The sequence below is a fragment of the Sphingomonas koreensis genome, from assembly GCF_002797435.1.
Classification (GTDB): domain Bacteria; phylum Pseudomonadota; class Alphaproteobacteria; order Sphingomonadales; family Sphingomonadaceae; genus Sphingomonas; species Sphingomonas koreensis.
The window spans coordinates 1,529,475-1,554,319 of record NZ_PGEN01000001.1; the positions used below are offsets into that span (position 1 = coordinate 1,529,475).

The window sequence follows — 24,845 nt, forward strand, 5'->3', positions numbered from 1 at the left end:
AGAGGCTAGGCAAGCGCCGCCCAGCCCGCAAGCTCCCTTGCGATAATGTTGCGCAACATGAGTATGCCGGGCTCACTATCGTTCAGGCATGACAGATAGGCGAAGCGCTCGCCCCCCGCCGCCTCGAAACTCTCGCGCCCGCGGATCGCCAATTCCTCCAGCGTCTCGAGGCAGTCGGCGGAAAAGCCCGGCGCGACCACCGCGACCTTCTTCACGCCCTTGCCCGGCAGACCGGCCAGCACCGTATCGGTTGCCGGCTCCAGCCACTTCGCCCGCCCGAAGCGCGACTGGAACGCGATCGTCAGCTTCTTCCCCAGCGCCTCGCCCAGCAGCCGCGCAGTCTTCATGCAATGGCAGTGATAGGGATCGCCGAGCTCGAGCGTCCGCTGCGGCATCCCGTGAAAGCTCGCGACGATCGCCTCGGGCTCGAAGTCGAGCGCGGCGAGCTGCGCCTCGACCGATTGCTTGAGCGCAGCAATATAGGCCGGGTCGTCATGATAGGGCGGCAGCGTCCGCACCGCCGGCTGCCAGCGCATCGTCGCCAGCGCAGCCGCCGCCGCGTCGTTGGCGGTCGCGGTCGTCGCTGCGCAATATTGCGGGTAGAGCGGCGCGATCAGGATGCGCTCGCAGCCCGCATGCTTCATCGCCCTGAGCTTGTCGCCGATCGCCGGATTGCCGTAGCGCATCGCCCAGTCGACCGTCACATCCGGCCACGCCGCCTGCAACGCCTTTGCCTGCCGCGCGGTGATCGCGGCGAGCGGCGACCCCTCATCGGTCCAGACCTGCTGATAGGCGTGCGCCGACTTCTTCGGCCGCGTGCGCAGGATGATGCCGCGCAGGATCGGCTGCCAGACGATCTGCGGAATCTCGACCACGCGGGGATCGGACAGAAACTCGGCCAGATATCGCCGCACCGCCGAGGGGGTCGGTGCATCGGGAGTGCCGAGATTGACCAGCAGAACCCCCACGCGCGGCGCAGGGACGGAAGGATGTTCAGACGGAATCATTCGCCACCCGGAATCAGCGGAAGCTGACGTAGCCGCACGCCGGTCGCGGCATAGAGCGCGTTGGCGATCGCCGGCGCGACCGGCGGCACCGCCAGCTCGCTCGCTCCGCCAGGATCGGCATCGCTCGCGATCAGCTCGACCATGATCTGCGGGCAATCGGCCAGCCGCGGCAGTTCCAGGTCGCGGAAGCTGCGTGCCTCGGGCCGGTTGGCCGTGATCCCGGTCGTCGCGCCCAGCGCTGCGGCCATGCCGAAGATCAGCCCGCCCTCGATCTGCTGCTCGACCACGCTCGGATTGACCACCCGCCCGCAATCGACCGCGGCGATCAGCCGGTCGACCTGCACGCGCTGGTCGCCGCCGACCGATGCCTCGGCCATCACCGCGATATAGCTGCCGCCAAACGCATGGCACGCCAGCCCCTGCCCGCTGCCCGGCAGCCCGCCCTGCCACCCGCCCAGCGAGGTGACGGTGGACAGGCACCGCGCCAGCCGCGGCTCGCCGCCCAGCATCGCGATGCGGAAGCTGAACGCCTCGATATCCGCGACATGCGCGAGCTCGTCGATGAAACTCTCGGTGAAGAAGGCGGTGTAGCTATGCGCGCCCGATCGCCAGTATCCGGTCGGCACGACGATCTCCACCGGGTGGTGATCGATCGCCAGCGCCGGGATTCGATAGGGCGGGCGCGCGCCTGCGACTGCCGCGGCATCGCCGATCCCGCCCGTCGCCAGCGCGGCGCCGGTCGCGCCGCCTCCGCCGGTCAGTCGCCGCGCCAGCTCGTGCCCGGTCCTCGGCGCCGCGATCTTGGCGAGCCAGCCGGAGATGCTTCCGTTCGCTCCCAGCCGCGCGGTCATGCGTCCCACCGCGGGCGGACGGAAGCGGTCCTGCACGCACGTCTCGCCGCGCGACCACATGAGCTGCACCGGCTTCTTGACCTCGCGCGCGATCAGCGCTGCCTGCGCCGCCGCCTGATGCTCCAGATTCTGCCCGAACGATCCGCCTGCCAGCATGGGATGGATCACCACGTCGCTCGCGCTGACCCCCAGCACGTTCGCCACCGCATCGCGCGCGAAGCCGGGAGCCTGGGTCGGTAGCCACAGCCGCACGCGGCCCTCCTCCCAGACCGCGGTCGCGCAGATCGGCTCGATCGCGGCGTGCAGCGCCAGCCCGACGCGATACTCCGCCGCAACCACCCGCGCGTCCTTGAACACCGGTGCCAGATCGCCGGCGGACGCCATCCGCTCGCCATCGCTTTCCAGCGCCGCATCGAGCGCGGCCTGAATCGTCTCGCTCTCGACCTTTGCGGCAACCTCGAAGCGCGGGCTGATCGCGTCGAGCGCCTGGCTCGCCGCCCACCAGTTGTTGGCGACCGTCGCCACCCACAGCTCGTTCTTCACGATGTGCAGCATGCCCGGCACCTTCGCTGCGGCAGCCTCGTCGATCGCGGCGAGCTTCACCGTCCCGATCGGCCCCTGGCGCAGCGCCGCGAAGACCATGCCGGGCAGACGGATATCCGCGGCGAAGTTCGCGCTGCCATCGACCTTGCCCGGGCCATCCAGACGCGGCGCGGGCGTGCCCGTCAGACGCCCGGTCTCCCCCTCGCGGAACGGCAGATCGTCCGGCAGTTTCTCGCCCGCCGCCTCCGCCGCCAGCTCGCCGAACCGCAGGCGCTTCTGGTCATGCACGACATGTCCGTTGGCGGTGTCGCATTCCTGCCAGTCGACGCCCCAGCGCCGCGCCGCCGCCTTGCACAACAGCGCGCGCGCGCCGGCGCCCGCCGAACGCAGCGGCGTTTCGAAGCTGCGCATCGATGTCGATCCGCCGGTCAGCATCGCCAGATTGCGTTCGGCCCAGATCCGCTTCAGCCGCTCGGGGAATACGCCCGGGAACAAGGCGTCGAGCGCCAGCGAATTGGCATAGATCGGATTGAGCGGCGCCTGCTCCACCCCGACCATCCGCCAGTCTGCACCCAGTTGGTCGGCCAGCAGCTGCGGCAAGGTGGTGAACACGCCCTGCCCATATTCGCATTGCGGGATCGCGACCGTGACCTGCCCGTTCTCCGCGATCTTGAGCCAGGCGCCGAACGCGGTTTCCTTGTCGCGGACCGACAGGTTCGGAACATAGGCACGCGGCCACACGGCCCAGGCAAGTACCAGCCCGATCCCAGCACCGCCGCCGATCAGCAGCGTGCGCCGATCAATGCCCTTGCCCGTTCGCTCCATCCCAGCCGCTCTACCCGCGCTTCCGGGGATCGGCAATCGGCACCCCGGCTTCGCTCGAGCCGCTCTCCCAAACCGTTCCCCGGCACAAGGCCGGGGTAACGAAGAAGTACGGACGCACCACCCCCACATCGCGCCTTGCAGGTCCGCACGGCTGAAACTGGACCCGTCCTCTTGGGTTTGCCGTGATATACGGATAGGACAGCCGCGAACCCTTCGGGAGCCACGCACTTGATCCTGTCCACTGCCGCCGCCGCCGCCGCAGGCCCCGTCTTCGACACGGCGAATCATATCCACTTCAGCCAGCTCGGTCTCGACCCGGTCCTGCTCAAGATCGGCTTCTTCGAGCTCAAATGGTATTCGATCGCCTATATCGCCGGCATCCTGATCGGCTGGTGGTATCTGCTCAAGCTGATCGCCCAGCCGGGCGCACCGATGGCGCGGCGCCATGCCGACGACATGGTGTTCTACGCGACGCTCGGCATCATCCTCGGCGGCCGGCTCGGCTATGCGATGTTCTACCAGACCGAATTGCTGCTCGATCCGCTCAAGCTCATCCGGCTGTGGGACGGCGGCATGTCCTTCCATGGCGGCGTGATCGGCGTGACGGTCGCGATCCTGTGGCTGTGCCGCAAGGAAAAGCTCAACTGGCTGCGCGTCCATGACTATGTCGCCTGCTGCGTCCCCTTCGGCCTGTTCTTCGGCCGTCTCGCCAACTTCGTGAACGCCGAACTGTGGGGCCGCCCCACCGATATGCCCTGGGGTATCGTGTTCGAGCGGACCGGCGGCCTCGTCCCGCGCCACCCCAGCCAGCTCTACGAAGCGGGCCTCGAAGGCCTGCTGCTCGGCCTGGTCCTGTGGTTCATGTTCTGGAAGACCGACGCGCGCTATCAGCCCGGCAAGCTCGTCGGCACCTTCCTGCTCGGCTACGGCCTGTCGCGCTATTTCGTGGAGTTCTTCCGCGAATATGATCGCCAGTTCGCCGATACGATCTTCGCGACGCCGGGGCTGCACATGGGCCAGCTGCTGACCATCCCGATGATCCTCGGCGGCCTCTATCTGATCGCCACCGCCAAGAAGCGGCGTGAGCGGGTCGAGCCGTTCGCGGGCGGCCCCAGCATCGCCTGATGTCCGACGCGCAGACCGAAGACGGCCCGCTCCCCGAACGGATCGCCCGCGCCATCACCATGGCCGGGCCGATCCCGCTCTCGCAGTTCATGGGTGCGGCGAACACGCATTATTACGCCACCCGCGATCCGCTCGGCGCGCGCGGCGACTTCACCACCGCGCCCGAGATCAGCCAGATGTTCGGCGAGCTGGTCGGCCTTGCGCTCGCCGATCTCTGGGACCGCGCCGGGCGCCCCGCGGCGCATTATGTCGAGCTTGGCCCGGGCCGTGGCACGCTCGCCGCCGACGCGCTGCGCGCCATGGGCAGCGCGGGCCTCAGGCCGCCAGTCCATTTCGTCGAGAACAGCCCGGCGCTGCGCGCGGAACAGGCCAAACAGGTTCCCGGCGCCGAATGGACGATGAGCATCGTCGGCCTGCCCGACGACGCCCCCCTGCTCGTGGTCGCCAACGAGTTCTTCGACGCGCTTCCGATCCGCCAGCTCGTCAAGACGGTCGATGGCTGGCGCGAACGGCTGGTCGCCTGTCAGGACACGTTGTTCCTCCCCGTGGTGGGCAACACCATCTTCGATCCGATCATCCCGCAACAGTTCCGCGACGCGCCCGACGGCTCGATCCTCGAAACCTCGCCGCCCAGCGTCGCGATCCTGCGCGCGCTCGCGGCCAAATTGCTGGCACAGGGCGGCGCGGCGATCATCATCGACTATGGCTATGCCGGTCCGGCGATCGGCGACACGCTACAGGCGGTGCGCGGCCACCAATATGCCAATCCGTTCGAGGATCCGGGCGAGGCCGATCTCACCGCCCATGTCGATTTCGGCACGCTGATCGAAGCGGCGCGTGTCGAGGGTCTCGTCGCGCACGGCCCGGTCACGCAGGGCGCGTTCCTGGGCGCACTCGGCATCGGTCCGCGTGCCGAGGCACTCGCCAAGGCCTCGCCCGACCGCGCCGAAGACATCGCCGCCGCGCGCGACCGCCTGACGGGCGACGAGGCGATGGGCGATCTGTTCAAGGTCATCGCCCTCACCGCCCCCGGCTGGCCCGTCCCGGCAGGATTCGAATGACGACGATCACCTACGACACCCCCACGCTCGCCGACGCCGACGCCCTCGACGCGATGGCGCAGGAATCGTGGCGCCGCACCTTCGCGCACGGCTACACGCCCGCCGATCTCCACGCCTATCTGGCCGAGGCCTATGGCCCCACCGGCAAGCTGCGCGCGCACCTTGCCGATCCCGCGGTGACCTGGCGGGTCGCCCGCGCCGAAGGGCGGATCGTCGGCTATGCCAAGCTCGTCCCGCCCTGGCTCAAGGAAGCCGGTCCGGACGAGGCCCAGCTCGGCCAGCTCTATATCGACTATGACTGGCACGGCCGGGGCATCGCCCAGGCGCTGATGGACTGGAGCATCGCCACCGCCCGCGCCGGCGGCGCCCGCGCGATGCTGCTCACCGTGTTCGAGGAGAATGCCCGCGCGATTCGCTTCTATGCGAAATATGGCTTCGTCCATATCGGCGACTATCCCTTTCCCGTCGGTGACAAGATCGACCGCGACCTCATCATGAAGCTGGACCTGTGACCGAACCCGTCGAAGAAGCCGTCGAAATTGTTCGCGCCCGCGCCCTCGACGGCATCGCGCACGGCTTTCTCGGCCGTCGCGGCGGAGTCTCGACCGGAGAGACCGCCAGCCTCGACATGGGCCGCCGCGGCCGCCCGCCGACGCCCGAGCTGATCGAGAACCAGCGCCGCGCCATCGCTGCGGTCGCGCCGGGCACCGAGCTGGTCGGCCTCTACCAGGTTCATAGCGCCGACGCCGTCACCGTGATCGAACCCTGGACCGACGCGCTCCGCCCCCACGCCGACGCGCTCGTCACCAACCGCCCCGGCCTCACTCTCGGCATCCTCACCGCCGATTGCGCCCCCGTCCTCTTCGCCGACCGCCAGGCCGGTGTGATCGGCGCCGCGCATGCCGGGTGGAAGGGCGCGCTCGGCGGCGTCACCGACTCGACCATCGCCGCGATGGAAGCGCTCGGCGCCCGGCGCGAGAACATCGTCGCCGCGGTCGGCCCGTGCATCGCCCGCGCCAGCTATGAGGTGGACGAGGGCTTCCGCACGCGCTTCGCCGAGTTCGACCCCGCCAACGACCGCTTCTTCACCCCGGGCCGCGCTGGCCATCACCAGTTCGATCTCGAGGCGTATGTCGTCCACCGCCTCGCCGCCGCCGGCCTTCGCACGGTCGAGGCGCTGGGCGAGGACACCTATTCGCAGCCCGACCGCTTCTACAGCTTCCGCCGCGCCACCCATCGCGCAGAGCCCGATTACGGCCGCCAGATTACATTGGTCTCATTGACCGGTTGAAGCGTTGGTGCGAGTGCGGTTGCAAAGACGTTTCAGCTGATACGACCCGAGAGAGGCACCCGATATGACCGACAAGCCCGTCAAGCCCGACGAAGCCGCTCTCACCAGCACCACGCCGCGCCGCCGCCCCAAGCCTTCGGTGGAGACCGTGGGCGGCCGCCAGCTCAGCCCGGCGACGCTGATGATGGGCCATGGCTATGATCCGATGCTGTCGGAAGGCTCGCTGAAGCCGCCGATCTTCGCCACCTCGACCTTCGTCTTCCCCAACGCCGCCGCGGGCAAGCGCCATTTCGAGGGCGTCACCGGCAAGCGCCCGGGCGGTGCCGAGGGTCTGGTCTATTCGCGCTTCAACGGCCCCAACCAGGAAATCCTCGAGGATCGCCTCGGCATCTGGGAAGAGGCGGAGGACGCACTCGCCTTCTCCAGCGGCATGTCCGCCATCGCCACCCTGTTCCTCGCCATGGTCAAGCCCGGCGACACCATCGTCCATAGCGGCCCGCTCTATGCCGCGACCGAGACGCTGATCGCCCGCATCCTCGGCAAGTTCGGCGTCCACTGGCTCGATTTCCCCGCCGGCGCGACGCGGGAGGAGATCGATGCGGTCCTCTCCAAGGCCGCCTCGGGCAACGTCGCGCTGATCTATCTCGAAAGCCCCGCCAACCCGACCAACGCGCTGGTCGATGTCGAGGCCGTCGCCGCCAGCCGCGACGCGATCTTCACCGGCGCCAGCAAGCCGCCGATCGCAATCGACAACACCTTCCTCGGCCCGCTCTGGGCCAAGCCGCTCCAGCAGGGGGCCGACCTCGTCGTCTATTCGCTCACCAAGTACGCCGGCGGCCATAGCGACCTCGTCGCGGGCGGCGTGCTCGGGTCGAAGGAGTTGATCAACACCATCCGCCTGATGCGCAACACCATCGGCACGATCTGCGATCCCAACACCGCCTGGATGCTGCTCCGCAGCCTCGAGACCCTCGAGTTGCGCATGAGCCGCGCGGGCGAGAATGCCATCAAGGTCTGCGAGTATCTGCGTACTCACCCCAAGGTCGAAAGCGTCGGCTATCTCGGCTTCCTGCCCGAAGGCAGCCGCCAGCGGGACATTTACGACCGCCACTGCACCGGCGCCGGCTCGACCTTCTCGCTCTACCTGAAGGGCGGCGAGAAGGAGGCGTTCGCTTTCCTCGACAGCCTCAAGATCGCCAAGCTCGCGGTCAGCCTGGGCGGCACCGAGACGCTCGCCTCCGCCCCAGCCGCGATGACCCACCTCTCGGTTCCCGACGCGCGCAAGAAGGCGCTCGGCATCACCGACAACCTCGTCCGCATCTCGATCGGCGTCGAGGATGCCGACGACCTCATCGCCGATTTCGAGGAAGCGCTGAAGGCGGTCTGAACAGCCTCTCCCCTCACTCCCACCGTCATCCCGGCCTTGTGCCGGGATCCACGGTGCAACCGGCGTTGCCCTGCCCCTATGCGCACATCGTACGCGGCGGGGTGCCCCCCGGCACAGGGCCGGGGTGACGGTTGAGTGTGCGTGCGAGTTACCCTACCCAAATCCCATGCCCGACGAATTCGCCTTCCTCACCGGCCTGCGCGCGATCGCCACGCATCCCGCAGCCGCAGGCCTTGCCGATGACACCGCGGTGCTCGATGTCGCCGCCGGCCGCCTCGTCCTCACCAGCGACACGATGGTCGCGGGCGTCCACTACCGTCCGCACGATCCGGCGGATTCGATCGGGTGGAAACTCGCCGCGGTGAACCTGTCGGACCTCGCCGCCAAGGGCGCGGTGCCCGTCGGATGCCTGCTCAACTATGCGCTGTCGGGCGACGCCGGCTGGGACCGCGCCTTCCTCGCCGGGCTGAACCAAGCGCTCACCCGCTTCGCCATGCCGCTGCTCGGCGGCGACACGGTGGCGATGCCGGCGGGCGCCCCGCGGAGCCTCACCCTCACAGCCTTCGGTCAGGCCCAGCCCAACGTCCCCCTGCGCACCGGCGTCCGCCCCGGCGACACGATCTGGGTCACCGGCACCATCGGCGGCGCAGGCTTCGGCCCGGACGGCAGTCCGCGCGATCTCGCCCGCTACCTCCGACCGCAGCCGCGCGTCGCCGAAGGACAAGCCATCGCCGCGCTCGCCACCGCGATGATGGACGTGTCCGACGGCCTGCTGATCGACGCCCGCCGCATGGCCGGTGCCAGCAACGTGGCGATCACGATCGATCTCGACGCCGTCCCGCTCGCGATCCCAGGCCTCGATCCACTCGAAGCCGCGACCGCCGGCGACGATTACGAGCTGCTCTTTACCCTGCCTGACGGGGCGGTTCCGCCGGTCCCCGCTACCCGTATCGGCGCGGCGAGCGCGGGGAATGGGCTCACGCTCACCGCGGGCGGCGCGCCCGTCCCGCTCCCCGGCAAGCTCGGCTACAGCCACGGCTAATCCCCCCTTCAAATGTTGGATTTCATCTGATCTATCCTGATCGATGGAAGCGAGCGCCAACCTCACCTGCCGAACCAGATACACTGCGCCGCGGATTGCAGTCGCTAACCTGTCGCGCATCTGTCGCCCACCCGTCGCGCCCGTGTCGCGTTGGTGTCGCGTCGATGTCGATCAGGTGTCGCGTCCGCGTACAAAGCCGTCGCGTCGCGGTCGCGTCCGCCGGAAATCCCCGCTTTCGCATGAACTTCGCGAACCGCCCCGCCGGTCCCCGCCGCCCCGAATCAGCGCGGCTTGACAGCCCCCTGCCCCGCTCTACGCTCCGCCCCCGTGCCGCAGGCCGCACCGGACACAGAACCGGGCGGGCGGCGGCGATCACAGGGGAAGGATACCAGATGACGATTGTCTATATCGCCATCGCGTGCGGCATGCTCGCCGTGCTCTATGGTTTGGTAACTTCGCAGCAGGTGCTGCGGGCGCCCGCGGGCGACCAGAAGATGCAGGATATCGCCGCCGCCATCCAGGAAGGCGCCAAAGCTTATCTCGTCCGTCAGTACACCGCCATCGCCGTCGTCGGCGTGGCCGTAGCCATTGTGTTGTTCTTCACCCTCGGCGGTCTCTCGACCGCAGCCTTCGTGCTGGGTGCGGTGCTTTCGGGAATTGCCGGATTTGCCGGCATGCACATCTCGGTCCGCGCCAATGTCCGCACCGCCGAAGCCGCACGCAGCTCGCTTCAGGGCGGCCTCACCCTCGCCTTCCGTTCGGGTGCGATCACCGGCATGCTCGTCGCGGGCCTTGGCCTGCTCTCGATCTCGCTGCTCTTCTGGTATCTCGTCGGCCCGGCCGGGGAAGCGCCCAATGGCGAGAAGATCATCAAGGCGCTCACCGCACTCGCCTTCGGCGCCTCGCTGATCTCGATCTTCGCGCGTCTCGGCGGCGGCATCTTCACCAAGGCTGCAGACGTCGGCGCCGATCTGGTGGGCAAGGTCGAAGCCGGAATCCCCGAGGACGATCCCCGCAACCCCGCGGTGATCGCCGATAACGTCGGCGACAATGTCGGCGACTGCGCCGGCATGGCCGCCGACCTGTTCGAAACCTATGTCGTCACCATCGGCCTCACCATGGTGTCGATCGCGCTGCTCGTCGCAGGCACGTCGGAACAGCTGCTCGCCCTCATGGCGCTGCCGCTGATCGTCGGCGGCGTGTGCATCGTCACCTCGATCATCGGCACCTATATGGTCCGCCTCGGCTCCAGCCAGTCGATCATGGGGGCGCTCTACAAGGGCTTCTGGACCACCGCGATCCTCGCCGTCCCGGCGATCTGGTTCGCGACCCAATATACGCTCGGCGATCTTGCCGCGCCGATCGGCAATGCCGCCTATACCGGCATGGACCTGTTCTGGTGCATGATGATCGGCCTTGCCGTAACCGGCCTGTTGGTGTGGATCACCGAATATTACACCGGCACCAACTATCGCCCGGTGCGCTCGATCGCCAAGGCGTCGGAAACCGGCCATGGCACCAACGTCATCCAGGGTCTGGCGATCAGCCTTGAATCGACCGCGCTGCCCACGATCGTGATCGTCGTGGCGGTGATCGCCTCGTTCCAGCTGGCCGGGATCATCGGCGTGGCGTTCGCCGCCACCTCGCTGCTCGCGCTCGCCGGCATGGTCGTCGCGCTCGACGCCTATGGCCCGGTCACGGACAATGCGGGCGGCATCGCCGAGATGGCGGGGCTACCAGATGATGTCCGCACCCGCACCGACGCGCTCGACGCGGTCGGCAACACCACCAAGGCGGTGACCAAGGGCTATGCCATCGGTTCCGCCGCGCTCGCCGCGCTGGTGCTGTTCGGGGCCTATACGGAGGATCTGAAGCGCTACTTCGCCGATGTCGTCGTCGATTTCTCGCTCAGCAATCCGTTCGTGATCGTCGGCCTGCTGCTCGGCGCATTGCTGCCTTACCTCTTCGGCGCCTTCGGCATGACCGCGGTCGGCCGCGCCGCCGGCTCGGTGGTAGAGGATGTGCGCAAGCAGTTCCGCGAGAATCCGGGCATCATGGAGGGGACCAGCCGTCCCAACTATGGCCATACGGTCGATATCGTCACCCGCGCCGCGATCAAGGAGATGATCGTTCCGTCGCTGTTGCCGGTGCTCTCGCCGATCCTGCTCTACTTCGTGATCCTGACCGTAGACAGCCAGGCCAACGCCTTCGCTTCGGTCGGCGCGATGCTGCTCGGCGTGATCGTGTCAGGGCTCTTTGTGGCCATCTCGATGACCTCGGGCGGCGGCGCATGGGATAACGCCAAGAAGTATATCGAGGACGGCAATCATGGCGGCAAGGGCAGCGAGGCGCACAAGGCCGCGGTGACCGGCGACACCGTCGGCGATCCCTACAAGGACACCGCGGGTCCGGCCGTGAACCCGATGATCAAGATCACCAATATCGTCGCGCTGCTGCTGCTCGCGGCGCTCGCGGGCGGCGGCTGACCCGCCGCTCCGCCTCGATCCTCGCAGCCCCGCCCGGCACGTCCGGGCGGGGTTTCTTTCCTTGGCCCTCCCGCTTGCGGGATGGGTTGGGGAGGGTCTTCTTCTTCCCCTCGGCTCAGGGCCAGCGATAGTCGACCACGACCGGGAAATGGTCCGACGGGTAGCGGCCGTTCCGCCCGAACGTCACCGTCTCGACCTTCGCCGCGGTCAGTCCCCTGGCGAACACCCAGTCGATCCGCCGATCCGCCTTGCCGGTAAAGGCGTGGAACGTCTCCGCCGGACCGCTCCGCACCTTCGCTGCATTCCAGGCATCGGCCAGACCGGCACTCAGCGTCCTGTGCGCCGGCGACTCGGGCACCGTGTTGAAATCCCCCGTGAGCACGACCGGCGCGCCATCGGGCCGCGCCGCGATCCACGCCGCGATCGCCGCCGCGCCCTTCTCGCGCGCCGCCTCGTCCTCAGCCCGGTACGGAAAGTGCGTGTTGATGAACCAGAAGCGCTTGCCCCCGGGGATCGTCTCGAACAGCCCCCAGGTCGCCATGCGCGGATAGGGGTGCCCCCAGCTGATGCTCCCCGGCACATCGGGCGTGTCCGAAAGCCAGAAATTGCCCAGTTGGACCAGCTTCAGCCGGTCGCGGCGATAGAACACCCCCATATGCTCGTCGGCATGTCCGCCCCGCCGGTCGATCCCGAACCAGCTGTAGCGCGGCAGCTTCGCGATCAGGTGATCCGCCTGGATCTTCCACAGTTCCTGCGTACCGATGATGTCTGCATCCGCGCGCCGGATCGTCTCGACGAACAGGTCCTGCCGCGCTTCCCACCGGTTCGGCCCGTCCGCCGCGACTGGCAGGCGGACGTTGAAGCTCATCACCCGCAGCCCGTCCGGTCCCTTTGCCGCCGCGGGCAAGGCCGCCGCGAACGCCAATCCGATCGCCAGCGCACGCCTTTGTCCTATCATATCGCCACATCGCTCTTGCTTGTTGCCAACGCTGTCACCTATGCCTTGAACCCGTCAGGGGAGGCAAATGGCGCGCAGGCCGACGATCAAGGAAGTCTCGAAGCTCGCGGGCGTGTCGTTCAAGACCGTTTCGCGCGTGCTGAACAATGAAAAGAACGTCAGCGACGAGACCCGCCGCCGCGTCGAACAGGTGGTGGCCGAGCTCAACTTCCGCCCCAGCCTCGCCGCCCGCACGCTGGCCGGGCGCAAGTCGTTCCAGGTGGCGCTGCTCTACGACAATCCCAGTCCCTATTATGTCTATCACCTTCAGGCCGGCGCGCAGGAGCGCTGCCATGAGCTGGGCTACCGGCTGCTGATCCAGCCGGTCGTCGCCGAGTCCGCCGATCTGGTGCAGGAAGTCGCGGCACTGATCGACGAGACCCATCTCGACGGCCTGATCCTCTCCCCGCCGGTTACCGAGTCGGTGGCGCTGCTCGAGGAGCTCGATCGCCGCGGCCTGCCCTATGTCCGGATCGAGCCGGGGTTCCGCCGCGACGAGGGCCGATCGACCACGATCGACGACGTCGCTGCTGCACGCGACCTGACCGCCCATCTGATCGATCTCGGCCACCGCGCCATCGCGTTCATCACCGGGCCCGAAACGCACATCTCCTCGGTCGAGCGTCTCGAAGGGTATCGTGCCGCGCTCGACGCGCACGGCATTGCCTTCGACCCTGCGCTGATCGTCGCAGGCGACTATAGCTTCCCCTCTGGACGCGAGGCGGCGCGGCGCCTGCTCGGCGGCGCGGCGCGTCCCACCGCGATCTTCGCCGGCAATGACGACATGGCCGCGGGCGCACTCGCGGTCGCACATGAGCTCGATATCGGCGTTCCGGACGAACTCTCGATTGCGGGGTTCGACGATTCGGACCTCGCCGCCGCGGTCTGGCCGCCACTCACCACCGTGCGCCAGCCGGTGCGTGAGCTCGCCTGGGCCGCCGCGGACCTGCTGCTCTCCGATAATCGCAAGCTCGACCGGCTCACGCTCGACTATGACCTGGTGATCCGCGCCAGCACCGGCGCCGCGCACTAACGCGCCGCAGAGTCATGCGTCTGCCCGGCGAAGCCAGGCTTCGCAGGGATGTTGTAGGACATCTTGTTGACACGCCTCCGGGTTTGTAGGACAACTCACCATGACACCGGTTTCCAATGCCGGGCAGACGACTCGCCGGACCGCCCCTTGCCGCGGCAGTCTTGCGACAGGGGAGGAAGAGCATGAACACCAACGGCCTGTTGAAATCGGGCGTCGCCGCCGCTGCGCTGACGACCGCGCTCGCCATCGCGACTCCGGCTGCTGCGCAGCAAAGCGCACCGCCCGCCGCCGAGGGCGAGGAACAGGAGATCGTCGTCAGCGGCATCCGCAACTCGCTCCAGCAGGCGGCGCAAGTGAAGCGCGACGCCCCCCAGGTGATGGACGTCATCACCGCAGAGGATGTCGGCAAGCTGCCCGACGCCAACGTCGCCGAAGCCCTCCAGCGCGTCACCGGAGTCCAGATCACCCGCGTGTTCGGCGAGGGTCAGTCGGTGTCGGTCCGCGGCCTCCAGCAGGTCCGCGTCGAGGTCGACGGCCGCACCCTGCTGGGCTGGTCGGCACGCTTGTCGCCACCGGAGAACGACCAGCTCGGCCGCTCGTCAGGCCTCGACTCCGTCCCCTCCGGTCTGTTCGGCCGGCTTGAGGTGCGCAAGTCGCCGCTCGCCAGCCAGGCCGAAGGCGGTCTGGGCGGCACGGTCAACCTCGTCACCCCCAAGCCGCTGTCGTTCAAGGAGACGACGCTCTCGATCCGCGCGCAGGGGACCTATTCGGAGAATAGCGAGAAGTTCGAGCCTGCGGTCACCGGCTTCTTCACCACCAAGTTCGCCGACGATCGCATCGGCATCATGATCGCAGGCGAATATCAAAAGCGCACGTCGATGACCCAGACGTTCGAGCGCAACAACTTCCTCAACCGCACCTATACCGGCACCGGCGCTGGCGTTTACGCCACCCCGGTGCTGCTCCAGTATGAGCAGTTCACGGTGGATCGCTCGCGCCTCGGCCTCAACGGCGCGGTGCAGTTCGAGGTGACACCCGAATTCACCGTCACCGCCGACGCGCTCTATTCGGAACTCACCACCGGGCGGAATCAGGACTTCTTCGCCTTCCGCCTGCCGACCGGCACCAATCCTGTGACCAACCGCGTGGTCGAGAATGGCGCGGTGGTCGCGGGCACCGCCAACGGCACCGTCACCACCGCGGGTCAGATCCGCAACGAACCGACCAAGAGCTATCTCTTCGGTCTCAACGGCAAGTACGAGAAGGACGGGCTGAAGATCGAAGCCGACGGCTATTACAGCAAGGGCACGATCGACCAGACGATCCAGATCATCACGCTGCAGGCGACCGCACTGGTGCCCGGCAGTTTCGATTTCCGCAACAACACGGTCCCGTCGCTGACGCTCGGTACCTTCAACCCTGGCGTCTATTCCTCCTACAACCCAGCAACCAATGGCGTGCGCAGCAATCGCCTGATCGGCCTGCTCGAGGAATGGACCGGCAAGCTCGATTTCAGCTACGAATTCGACAGCGGCGTCACGCTGGCGATGGGCGTGCGCTACACCGATCTGCACGCCCGCTCGAACGCGTTCCGCAGCCAGGTCACGCCGACCCGTGCGGAACTGGAACCCTATCTGAAGCTGGTCGATGCCGGTGGCTTCCTTGCCGATATCCCGGGCAACTTCCCGCGCAGTTTCCTTACCACCGCACCGACCTTCGACTATGTGTTCACCCGCGCGCAGGCAGCCGAGCCCAACCCCAACACCAATGGCCTGTCGACGCTGCTGCCCAATCTGCAGCGCGACTACGATTTCAGCGAGAAGACCATCGCCGGCTATCTGATGATCTCGGGCGAGGGTGAGTTGCTCGGCATGCCCTACAAGGCGAATGCCGGTGTCCGTATCGCCGGCACGCGCCTGTCGGTCGATTCCTATGCCAATGTCGGCTCGGTCAGCACGCTGGTCAACGACAAGAACCGCTACACCACCGTGCTGCCCAGCGCGAACATCGCGTTCAACGTCACCAACGATTTCCTGATCCGCATCTCGGGCTCGCAGACGATGCAGCGCGCATCGATCGCCGACCTCGCCCCGTCGACCTTCTTCAATGCAACCAACCTGTCGGTCACCGGCGGCAACTCTGGGCTCAAGCCGCCGATCTCGACCCAGGCGGACATCAGCTTCGAATACTACACCGGGAAGAGCTCGCTGATCTCGGGCGCCTTTTTCTACAAGGACGTCCAGGACTTCATCGCCAGCTTCGTCACCTCCGGTGTGGACACCGATCTCGATCCGCAGGGCCGGGTGCTGACCTTCTCACGGCCCGAGAACCTCGCCAGCGCGAAGATCAAGGGCTTCGAAATCGGCGTGCAGCAGTTCTTCGACTTCCTTCCCTCGCCGCTCGACGGGCTGGGCATCATCGCCAACTACACCTATTCGGACTCGAAGGATAACGCCGGCTTCCCGCTCGTCGCGGTATCGAAGAACAGCTACAACCTTGTCGGCCTGTACGAGAAGGGACCGATCTCGGCCCGCGTCGCCTATAACTACCGCGACGAAGCGGTGTTCGAATTTTCCGAAGGCCGCCCGAGCTTCATCGGCCCGCGCTCGCAGCTCGATGCGCAGCTCGGGATCGACCTGACCAAGCAGATCGCATTGTCCTTCCAGGCGCAGAACCTGATCCCCGACGATTCGGCCACCACGGAGTACAGCGCCGCGGGAATGGTCGCGCTCAACGGCTATGCCTTGTCGGAACGGCGCTACACCGTCGGCATCCGCGCCAAATTTTAAGTGGGATGGCAGGCCGCCCGGGCTTGGGAACCGGGCGGCCACCCCACCGCTAGCGGAACCTAGGCGTCCAACGCCTTCATCGCCTGATTCCACCGCATCACATTCGCACGCGCCTCCTGAACGAAGGCAGAACGGCGGACGATGCCGAGAAACGCGTCAGCGACCCATTTTCCCGGCTGGCGTAGCGGGCGCCGCACCTGGATCAGCAGCACCACGCGGGTGGCGCCCGTGTCGTTCCACACCTCATGGTCATAGGTGTCGTCGAACATCAGCGTCTCGCCCTCAGCCCAGCGGACGATGCGGTTCTTGACGCGCATCCGCACATCGCCATCGCGCGGGACAATGAGGCCGAGATGGCAGGTCAGCAGACCCTTGGTAACCCCGCGATGCGCCGGGATGTGCGTGCCGGGCGCGAGGATCGAGAAGAAGGCGCTGTTGAGCTCCGGAATCTGCGCGACCACCGATCGCGTCACCGGGCAGCGGTCGAGATTCTCCTCGATCCGGTAGCCATAGCCCCACAGAAAGAAGGACCGCCACTTGTCCACCGGAGCGATTGCGCGGTGATCGGGCGAGATGCGAGCGAGCGAGGGTGCCGCATCCTCCCGCGCCAGCGCGGTCGCCAGCGCCTCGTCGCGGATCGCCTCCCAATTGTCGCGCAACAGCTGCGTCCAACCAAAATCGCGGACGTTGAGGACGGGCGCGTTCGAGACGAGCGATGATGCACCGATGATCCGGTCGAAGAAGCCGCGCATCCGCTTGCCGACGCGAATCAGCAACGGACGTTTGGCCGGGATCAGACCGTGATCGGCCGGACGTACCGCGCCCGCGGCCCAGTCTCGCTCGATCGTCACGCCCTCACGCACCGTTCACCTCGCTCCTTCGGCACCGGCCGCACGGCGGAGACTCGCCGGGTGGCGCCTGCGACCGGGCTAGGCAGCATCTGGGTCCAAATCGTGGCGAAACCCGCGCCAAAGCGGCGCGTCCTGTTGCGGATTGCGGCGAAATCGCTCCGGCTGGCGATCCATCGCGAAGCACGCTAAGTTGGTGCGCAATGGCTTTGTTTCCGCGCGTCAAGCAACTCGCCCTTCCCCTCCTCGTCGCCGCAGCCGCTATCCCGGCGATTGCGCAGGTCGCGGCGCCCGCACCCGTCGCTGCGCCCGTTGCGGTCGACAAGGCGCCCTGGCTCTACAAGGGCAGCGACGTCCCGCACGACCCCGAATGGCGGTTCGGCACCCTGCCCAACGGACTGCGCTATGCGGTGCGCAAGAACGGCGTACCACCGGGCCAGGTCTCGATCCGCCTGCGCATGGACGTCGGCTCGCTGATGGAGCGCGAGTCGGAAAAGGGGTTCGCGCACCTGCTCGAACACCTTTCCTTCCGCGGTTCGGCCAAGGTGCCCGATGGTGAATCGAAGCGTGAATGGCAGCGGCTCGGCGTCACTTTCGGCTCGGACAGCAACGCCAGCACCACGCCGGTATCGACCACCTACAAGCTCGACCTGCCCGACGCGAACGAAACCAGCCTCGACAAGTCGATGATGATCCTCGCCGACATGATGGCGGCGCCAAACATCACCACCGCGATGCTCAATCTCGAGCGGCCCGTCGTGCTCGCTGAGCAGCGCGAGCGCCTGCGCCCGCAGCAGCGGTTCGAGGATGCGCAGCGCGAGCTGTTCTACGCTGGCCAGCTCTTCGCCGAGCGCCCGGTGATCGGTACGGTCGAAACGCTGAACGGCGCCACCGCCGACAGCGTCCGTGCCTTCCACCAGCGCTGGTACCGGCCGGAGCGTGCCACGCTCGTCATCGTCGGCGATCTCGATCCCGCGCTGTTCGAAACCCAGATCGCTAAGCATTTCGCCGCGTGGAGAGGGACCGGCCCCAATCCGGTAACTCCCGATTTCGGCAAGCCCGACCCCGCAAAGCCCACCAGCGCGGCGCTGGTCGAGCCGACCCTGCCGCCCTATGTGACGCTCGCGGTCCTGCGTCCCTGGACGGTGTTCCAGGATACGGTGAAGTTCAACCAGGAGCGGATGATCGACTTCATCGCGCTGCGCATCATCAACCGCCGGCTTGAGAGCCGTGCGCGCGCCGGCGCAAACTTCGCCGGTGCCGGCGCCGACCTGTCCGACGATGTCCGCTCGGCCAACGTCACCGCGATCCAGGTCCTCCCGCTGGGCGAGGACTGGGAAAGCGCGGTCAAGGAAGTGCGCGCCGTGATCGCCGACGCGCTGGCAACCGCCCCTACCCAGGCCGAGATCGACCGCGAGGTCGCTGAAATCGATTCGGGCATGCGCAACTCGGTCAGCACCGCGCCGGTGATGGCCGGCTCGCGCCGCGCCGACAATCTCGTCGAAGCGGTCGACATCAACGAGGTGACGACCAGCGAGCAGGAGAGCTACAATATCTTCAAGGGCGCGGTGGACGGCCGCATGTTCACCCCCGATCGCGTGCTCGCCTCGACCCGCCGAATCCTTCAGGGCGATGCCACGCGCGCAGTGATCAACACCCGTACCGCCGATCCCGATGTCCAGGCCAAGCTCGCCGCCGTGCTCAAGGCCGATGTTTCGGGCCTTGCCGGTACCCGCAGCACCGCACGCAACGTCACCTTCGCCTCGCTTCCTGCGCTCGGCGCTCCGGGCAAGGTGGCCGAACGCACGATCGCCGTCGCCGATCCGAAAATCGAGACAGTGCGCTTCGCCAATGGCGTCAATCTGATCCTCTTCCAGAATCCGGGTGAGGTCGGGCGCGTCTACGTCAATGTCCGCTTCGGGCGTGGCATGCAGGGCATCCCCTCGGGCCGGCAGACCCCGGCCTGGGCCGGTGGCATGGCGCTGGTCGCCAGCGGCATCAGTGCGCCCGGCGGAACGCTGGGTCAGGAGGAACTCGACAAGCTGACCGGCGACCGTCAGATCGGCCTCAGCTTCGGCATCGGCGACGACGCGTTCACCTTCGCCGGCCAGACCCGCAAGGAGGATCTGGAGGACCAGCTCAAGCTGATCGCTGCCAAGCTTCAGTCGCCCGGCTGGGATCCCAAGCCCGTCGCGCGCGCCCGCGCAGTCTCGATCTCGGGCTATGCATCCAGCTCTTCCTCGCCCGATGCCGTGATCGGCCGCGATCTCGAACGGCTACTCCATGACAATGATCCGCGCTGGGGTATGCCCGATCTCAAGGGGATCGAGGCGCTCAACGCCAAGGACTTCCGCGCCTTCTGGGCGCCGCTGCTCGCCAGCGGTCCGATCGAGGTGCAGATCTTCGGCGACATCGACGTCGAAAAGGCCGTCGAGGCGGCCCGCGTCACCTTCGGCGCGATGAAGCCGCGCAAGGCCACGCCACCGGTCGCGGCCGCGATGCGTTTCCCGCAGAACGTCGTGAAGCCGGTGCAGCTCACCCATAGCGGCCAGCCCGATCAGGCGGCAGCGGTCATCGCCTGGCAGGCCGGCGGCGGCTCGGACAATATCGCCGAGGGCCGCAAGCTCGAGATCCTCGCCGCGGTGATGCGGGATCGCATCCTCGACCGCATTCGCTCGGCAGAGGGTGCGAGCTACTCGCCCACCGTGATCAGCCAGTGGCCGGTCGGCCAGCCGGGCGGCGGCCGCATCATGGCGATCACGCTGATCCCGCCGGACAAGACCGATCTGTTCTTCCGCGTCTCGCGCGAAATCGCCGCAGACCTGATCGCGCGCCCGATCGACACCGACGAGCTGCGCCGCGCGCTGGTGCCGACGGCGCAGATGGTCGTGCGCCGGTCGAGCGGCAATCCGTTCTGGATGCAGCAGACCGAAGGCGGTACGTTCGATCCCAAGCGGTTCGCGGCGATCGGCTCGATCGCGCGCGACTATGGCGCGACCACACCGCAAGAGCTCCAGATGCTGGCGGCGAAGTATCTTGCCCCGCAAAAGGACTGGTCGATGGTCGTGGTGCCGGAGACGAAGCCGGCCGCGGCGACGGCGGCCGGCGGGCGGTAATTGCCGCCCGCTAGGCCCGTCAGTGAAGCTTGAGCCGGGGCCGGATGATCCGGTTCACCCGGCCCAGCAGGATCATTGCCCAGCCCTTGAGCCAGCCATGGATGGCGATCAAATGCATCCGGTAGAGCGAGGTGTAGACGAATCGCGCCAGCCGCCCTTCGATCGCCATCCGCCCGCCGATCAGATTGCCCATCAGGCTGCCAACCGTCGAAAAGCGGCTCAGCGAGACCAGCGAGCCATGGTCGCGATAGACGAAGGGGCGTAGCGGCCGCCCCGCCTCGATCGCGACGAGGTTGCGGAACACTGCCGACGCCATCTGGTGCGCCGATTGCGCACGCGGCGGCACGGGCCGCGTCTCACCGGACGGGATGCAATAGGCACAATCGCCGATCGCGAAAATGCGATCGTCGGTCTCGGTCTGCAGCGTCGGGCGGACGATGAACTGCCCGCTCGCCGCCCGCGCCAGCCCGTCCGCCTCATCGGCGAGCGGCGCGGTCTTAACCCCTGCGGCCCAGACCCGAAGGTCGGCCGGGATGCGGTCGCCCGATTTGCGCAGCATCGCATCGCCCGTCACCTCGGTGACCGGCGTGTTCGTCAGCACGGTGACGCCCAGCGCCTCCAGCTCGCGCTGCGCCGCTTCGGCGAGCCGCTCGGGAAGCGCCGGTAGGATGCGCGGCCCCGCCTCGATCAGCGTCACGCGCAGCCGCTGCTCGTCAAATACTTCCAGCCCATAGTATCTCAGCGCGCCCGCGGCATTGAACAGCTCGGCCGCCAGCTCGACCCCGGTCGCGCCGCCACCGACGATCGCGACGTCGACATGGGCGTCGCTCGCCGGATCGGCGACCATCGCGCGCGACACGCGCAGGCAATGATTGAGCAGCTTGTCGCGGAAACGGTCGGCCTGCTGCCGCTCGTCAAGGAAAATGCAATGCTCGCGCGCGCCGGGCGTGCCAAAGTCGTTGCCCACCGATCCCATCGCGAGCACCAGATAATCGTAGCGCAGCCGGTGCCGCCCGATCAGCTCGCTGCCATCCTCGTCGAGCAGGGGCGCGATGACGATCTCGCGCGCGGCGGGATCGATGCGCTCCAGCGTGCCGAGGAAGAAGCGATAGCCCCAGCGGTGGCAGTGGCTGCGATAACCGACCTCGTCCAGATTCGCATCGAGCGAGCCGGCCGCGACCTCGTGGAGCAGCGGCTTCCAGATATGCGTACGGTTCTTGTCGACCAGAATGATGTCGTGGGTGCGTCGGCCGAACCGCGCACCCAGCCGCCGCGCAAGCTCGAGCCCGCCTGCGCCGCCGCCGACGATCACGATCTGGGTCTTTCGTAAAACGGTCATCGCCGCCCTCATCGGCGGCCAGCAACCCGCAAGCCGCGCTCAGCTCTTGTACAGCGCGTCCAGCCGCTCGCCATAGACCTGCTTCAGCACATGCCGCCGAATCTTCAGGCTCGGCGTCAGCTGCTCGTTCTCGATGCTGAACGGCTCGTCGGCCAGGATGAAGCGGCGGATACGCTCGATCACCGACAGGTCCTTGTTCACCCGCTCGACCGCAGCGCCCACCGCGGTGCGATAGTCATGATCCTGGAGCAGCGCCTTCAGATCGCATTTGGCCCCGTTCTTGGCGCACCATTCCTGCGTCCATTCGGGATCGGGGACGATCACCGCGGTCATGTACGGTTTGCGGTCCCCAGCGATCATCGCCTGCATGATCTCGGGCTGAAGCGTCAGCATCCCCTCCACCTTCTGCGGCGCGACATTGTCACCCTTGTCGTTGACGATGATGTCCTTCTTGCGGTCGGTGATCTTGATCCGGCCCTTCTCGTCGATCATCCCGATATCGCCGGTGTGCAGCCACCCGTCCTTGAGGACGCGCGCCGTCTCGGCCTCGTTGCGCCAGTATCCGTGCATCACCAGCTCGCCGCGCACCAGGATCTCGCCGTCCTCCGCGATCTTCACCTCGACGCCTTCCAGCGGCGGGCCGACCGTGTCGTGCTTGAGGCCGGCCTTGGGCCGGTTGCAGCTGATCACCGGCGCCGCTTCGGTCTGGCCATAGCCCTGCAGGAAGGTGATGCCGAGGCTCTCGAAGAACACGCCCACCTCGGGATTGAGCGGCGCGCCGCCCGAGACCATCGCCTTGATCCGGCCGCCAAAGCGCTTGGCAAGCTTGGGTTTCAGGGTCCGGCTGAGGAACAGGCTCATCGGCAGATCGAGGATCGATCCGTTGCCCGCCGCCTTCTTCCCGCCGATCGAGACCGCACGGTCGAGCAGATAGTTGGCGAACTTGCCCTGCTTCTCGACCTGCTTGGTGATGCGGGTGCGCAGAACCTCGAACAGGCGCGGCACCACCACCATCAGCGTCGGGCGCACCTCCTCGATGTTGGAGGCGAGTTTGTCGAGACCTTCGGAGTAGTAGATCTGCGCGCCCAGCCCGATCGGGAAATGCTGGCCGCCGGTATGCTCATAGGCATGGGAGAGCGGCAGGAACGACAGGAACACCTCGTCCTCCCAGCCGAAATCCTCGGCGATGACGATGCAACAGCCCTCGACATTGCACAGGATCGCGCCGTGATGCTGCATCACCCCGCGCGGCGAGCCGCCGGTGCCGCTGGTGTAGATGATGCATGCCAGATCCTCACGCTTGACCTTGTCCGCCTCTGCCGCCGCCGCCGCCACGTCCGCCGGGTTCTCGGCGATCAGCGTCTTCCAGTCGTGATATTCGATCGCGCCGGGCTGGCCGATCCGCATCTCCTCGATCCCGATCACCATATGGCTGTGACTGCCCGTGGCGTGCAGAACCGCAGGGAGCAGCGTCTTGGCGAGCTTGCCGTTGGACACGATCGTCATCGTCGCGCCCGAATTCTCGATGATGTGCTGGTGATCGCGCTCGGTATTGGTCGTGTAGGTCGGCACGGTCACGCCGCCGGCGGCCATGATCGCCAGGTCGCTGATGCACCATTCGGGGCGGTTCTCGCTGACCAGCATCACCCGATCGCCCGGTTTCAGCCCCAGCTTCTTCAGCGCCGCCGCCAGGCTCGCGACCTGCTCCGCCGCCTCGGCCCAGCTCGTCGGCACCCATTCGCCGCCGCTCTTCGCCCACAGGAACGGCGCATCGCCCTTCTCTCGCGCACGCGCGAAGAACATCTGTACCAGATTGTCGAACCGTTCGAGCTTGCGCATCCTGTCCCCTTAACGCCCCAGGCGCGGGTTCGTGCCCGCGCGTCTCTGAAGCAAGCCTAGCGGCCCCGCTGCCAAGCGCAATGCCGCTACGGAGTCACAGCCGCTTGAGGATTCGCCGCACCAGCCCGGGGCCCTCATAGACCAGGGCCGAGTAGATCTGCACCAGCGCCGCGCCCGCTTCGAGCCGCAGCAGCGCTTCCTCGGGCGAGTCGATCCCGCCGGCCGCGATCACCGGCAGCTGTCCGCCGCCCGACGCAATCGCCTCGACTAGCTTCGCCCGCGCCAGCGCCTTGAGCGGCGCACCCGAAAGCCCGCCTGTCTCGCCAGCCTGTGCCGAGCGCAGCGTATCGGGGCGGGAGATCGTCGTGTTGCCGACGATCAGCGCATCGATCCCGTTGTCGATCGCGGCGCGCACCGCATCGTCGAGCCCCTGGGTATCCAGGTCAGGCGCGACCTTGAGAAACAGGGGAACGCGCCGCCCGTCCACCATTCGTGCCGCGCTCGATGCCGCCAGCAGCTCGTCCAGCGCCGGCCGCGACTGCAGGTCGCGCAGCCCCGGCGTGTTGGGGGAGCTGACGTTGATCGTCACATAGTCCGCAACCGCAGCGGCTTTCCCTACGCCGAGCGCATAGTCCGCGACGCGATTCTCGCTGTCCTTGTTCGCCCCGACATTGATGCCCAGCACGCCCGCATGCTTGCGCCCGGCCACCCGCGCCAGCGCCGCATCGATCCCGCCATTGTTGAACCCCATGCGGTTCACCACGCCGCGATCCGCCGCCAGCCGGAACAGCCGCGGCTTGGGATTGCCCGCCTGCGGCCGGGGGGTCAGCGATCCGATCTCGACCGCGCCGAAGCCGAGCCCGAACAGCCCCGCTACAGCCTCGCCGTCCTTGTCCATCCCGGCCGCAAGGCCGACCGGATTGGGAAACTCAAGGCCCGCGATCGTCACCGGCCGCACCCGCGGCACCGCGCCGGTGCCGCCGACGATCGACAATGCCCGGATCGTCAGCCGATGCGCCCGTTCGGCATCGATGGCGAACAATGCGGGGCGCAGCAGGGCATAGCCGCTCACGAGATCATACCGCATTGCAATAATTGCATCGCAAAACCTTGTTGTGATGTCGAATTCTTCCAAGACCGAATCGACCGGCCGAGTCTAGACGATTGAGGCGACCTGAGGAGCTTCAACAGGGGCTTCTGAAACTAAGCTCGGCGGGAGTCACCTCCCGCCGGGCATTTTCGGCATTTTTTCCACACTTCCCCCCG

At 67.3% G+C, this 24,845-nt stretch carries 17 protein-coding genes; 10 read left to right on the forward strand and 7 right to left on the reverse strand.

From position 1 onward, the window contains the following. Positions 1 to 5 precede the first annotated feature (5 nt). Positions 6 to 1,007, reverse strand: a complete 1,002-nt coding sequence (gene hemH, locus BDW16_RS07155; RefSeq protein ID WP_066580244.1) for a ferrochelatase — start codon at positions 1,005 to 1,007, stop codon at positions 6 to 8. Further along, entirely contained in the window at positions 1,004 to 3,226 is a 2,223-nt protein-coding gene (locus tag BDW16_RS07160; protein WP_066580247.1) for a xanthine dehydrogenase family protein molybdopterin-binding subunit, read from the reverse strand. The genes hemH and BDW16_RS07160 overlap by 4 nt, the downstream gene beginning before the upstream one ends. A gap of 228 nt (positions 3,227 to 3,454) precedes the next feature. Here BDW16_RS07160 and lgt point away from each other — a divergent pair, with 228 nt between their 5' ends. From lgt to BDW16_RS07195, 7 genes are all read left to right on the forward strand, one after another. Continuing rightward, a complete protein-coding gene (gene lgt / locus BDW16_RS07165) occupies positions 3,455 to 4,351 on the forward strand; it encodes a prolipoprotein diacylglyceryl transferase (RefSeq protein WP_066580249.1) in 897 nt (298 codons plus the stop codon). Next, complete coding sequence (locus tag BDW16_RS07170; RefSeq protein ID WP_066580251.1) at positions 4,351 to 5,412, forward strand: class I SAM-dependent methyltransferase; 1,062 nt, start codon at positions 4,351 to 4,353, stop codon at positions 5,410 to 5,412. Before lgt ends, BDW16_RS07170 begins: the two co-directional genes overlap by 1 nt. Next, the gene (locus BDW16_RS07175) at positions 5,409 to 5,924 is read left to right on the forward strand and encodes a GNAT family N-acetyltransferase (protein WP_066580253.1); all 516 of its coding nucleotides are present in this window, start codon (positions 5,409 to 5,411) and stop codon (positions 5,922 to 5,924) included. Before BDW16_RS07170 ends, BDW16_RS07175 begins: the two co-directional genes overlap by 4 nt. Beyond that, the gene (pgeF, locus tag BDW16_RS07180) at positions 5,921 to 6,703 is read left to right on the forward strand and encodes a peptidoglycan editing factor PgeF (protein ID WP_066580256.1); all 783 of its coding nucleotides are present in this window, start codon (positions 5,921 to 5,923) and stop codon (positions 6,701 to 6,703) included. Before BDW16_RS07175 ends, pgeF begins: the two co-directional genes overlap by 4 nt. 64 nt (positions 6,704 to 6,767) lie before the next feature. Next, positions 6,768 to 8,090 (forward strand): cystathionine gamma-synthase family protein, encoded by a 1,323-nt coding sequence (locus BDW16_RS07185; protein WP_066580259.1) that lies wholly within the window; start codon positions 6,768 to 6,770, stop codon positions 8,088 to 8,090. A 166-nt stretch (positions 8,091 to 8,256) separates the two neighbouring features. Next, entirely contained in the window at positions 8,257 to 9,132 is an 876-nt protein-coding gene (thiL, locus tag BDW16_RS07190; RefSeq protein WP_066580261.1) for a thiamine-phosphate kinase, read from the forward strand. 392 nt (positions 9,133 to 9,524) lie between these two features. Beyond that, positions 9,525 to 11,618 (forward strand): sodium-translocating pyrophosphatase, encoded by a 2,094-nt coding sequence (locus BDW16_RS07195; protein ID WP_066580263.1) that lies wholly within the window; start codon positions 9,525 to 9,527, stop codon positions 11,616 to 11,618. A gap of 115 nt (positions 11,619 to 11,733) precedes the next feature. Here BDW16_RS07195 and BDW16_RS07200 read toward each other — a convergent pair whose 3' ends face one another. Continuing rightward, positions 11,734 to 12,576 (reverse strand): endonuclease/exonuclease/phosphatase family protein, encoded by an 843-nt coding sequence (locus tag BDW16_RS07200; RefSeq protein ID WP_066580265.1) that lies wholly within the window; start codon positions 12,574 to 12,576, stop codon positions 11,734 to 11,736. A gap of 67 nt (positions 12,577 to 12,643) precedes the next feature. Here BDW16_RS07200 and BDW16_RS07205 point away from each other — a divergent pair, with 67 nt between their 5' ends. Further along, on the forward strand, positions 12,644 to 13,648 hold the full coding sequence (locus BDW16_RS07205) for a LacI family DNA-binding transcriptional regulator (RefSeq protein ID WP_066580266.1): 1,005 nt from the start codon (positions 12,644 to 12,646) through the stop codon (positions 13,646 to 13,648). A 182-nt stretch (positions 13,649 to 13,830) separates the two neighbouring features. Next, positions 13,831 to 16,437, forward strand: coding sequence for a TonB-dependent receptor (locus tag BDW16_RS07210; protein ID WP_066580268.1), 2,607 nt, complete (start codon positions 13,831 to 13,833; stop codon positions 16,435 to 16,437). A 59-nt stretch (positions 16,438 to 16,496) separates the two neighbouring features. Here BDW16_RS07210 and BDW16_RS07215 read toward each other — a convergent pair whose 3' ends face one another. After that, positions 16,497 to 17,300, reverse strand: coding sequence for an aspartyl/asparaginyl beta-hydroxylase domain-containing protein (locus BDW16_RS07215; RefSeq protein WP_241230536.1), 804 nt, complete (start codon positions 17,298 to 17,300; stop codon positions 16,497 to 16,499). Between the two features lie 188 nt (positions 17,301 to 17,488). Between BDW16_RS07215 and BDW16_RS07220 the strand changes: the two genes are divergently transcribed. After that, positions 17,489 to 20,401, forward strand: coding sequence for a M16 family metallopeptidase (locus tag BDW16_RS07220; protein WP_066580270.1), 2,913 nt, complete (start codon positions 17,489 to 17,491; stop codon positions 20,399 to 20,401). A 19-nt stretch (positions 20,402 to 20,420) separates the two neighbouring features. Here the strand turns inward: BDW16_RS07220 and BDW16_RS07225 are convergent, their stop codons facing one another. From BDW16_RS07225 to BDW16_RS07235, 3 genes are all read right to left on the reverse strand, one after another. Beyond that, a complete protein-coding gene (locus BDW16_RS07225; RefSeq protein ID WP_066580272.1) occupies positions 20,421 to 21,740 on the reverse strand; it encodes an NAD(P)/FAD-dependent oxidoreductase in 1,320 nt (439 codons plus the stop codon). 39 nt (positions 21,741 to 21,779) lie between these two features. After that, positions 21,780 to 23,579: an AMP-dependent synthetase/ligase gene (locus BDW16_RS07230; protein WP_066580275.1), complete on the reverse strand. Its 1,800-nt coding sequence runs from the start codon at positions 23,577 to 23,579 to the stop codon at positions 21,780 to 21,782. A 94-nt stretch (positions 23,580 to 23,673) separates the two neighbouring features. Beyond that, positions 23,674 to 24,666: a quinone-dependent dihydroorotate dehydrogenase gene (locus tag BDW16_RS07235; RefSeq protein ID WP_066580277.1), complete on the reverse strand. Its 993-nt coding sequence runs from the start codon at positions 24,664 to 24,666 to the stop codon at positions 23,674 to 23,676. Positions 24,667 to 24,845: the final 179 nt, after the last annotated feature.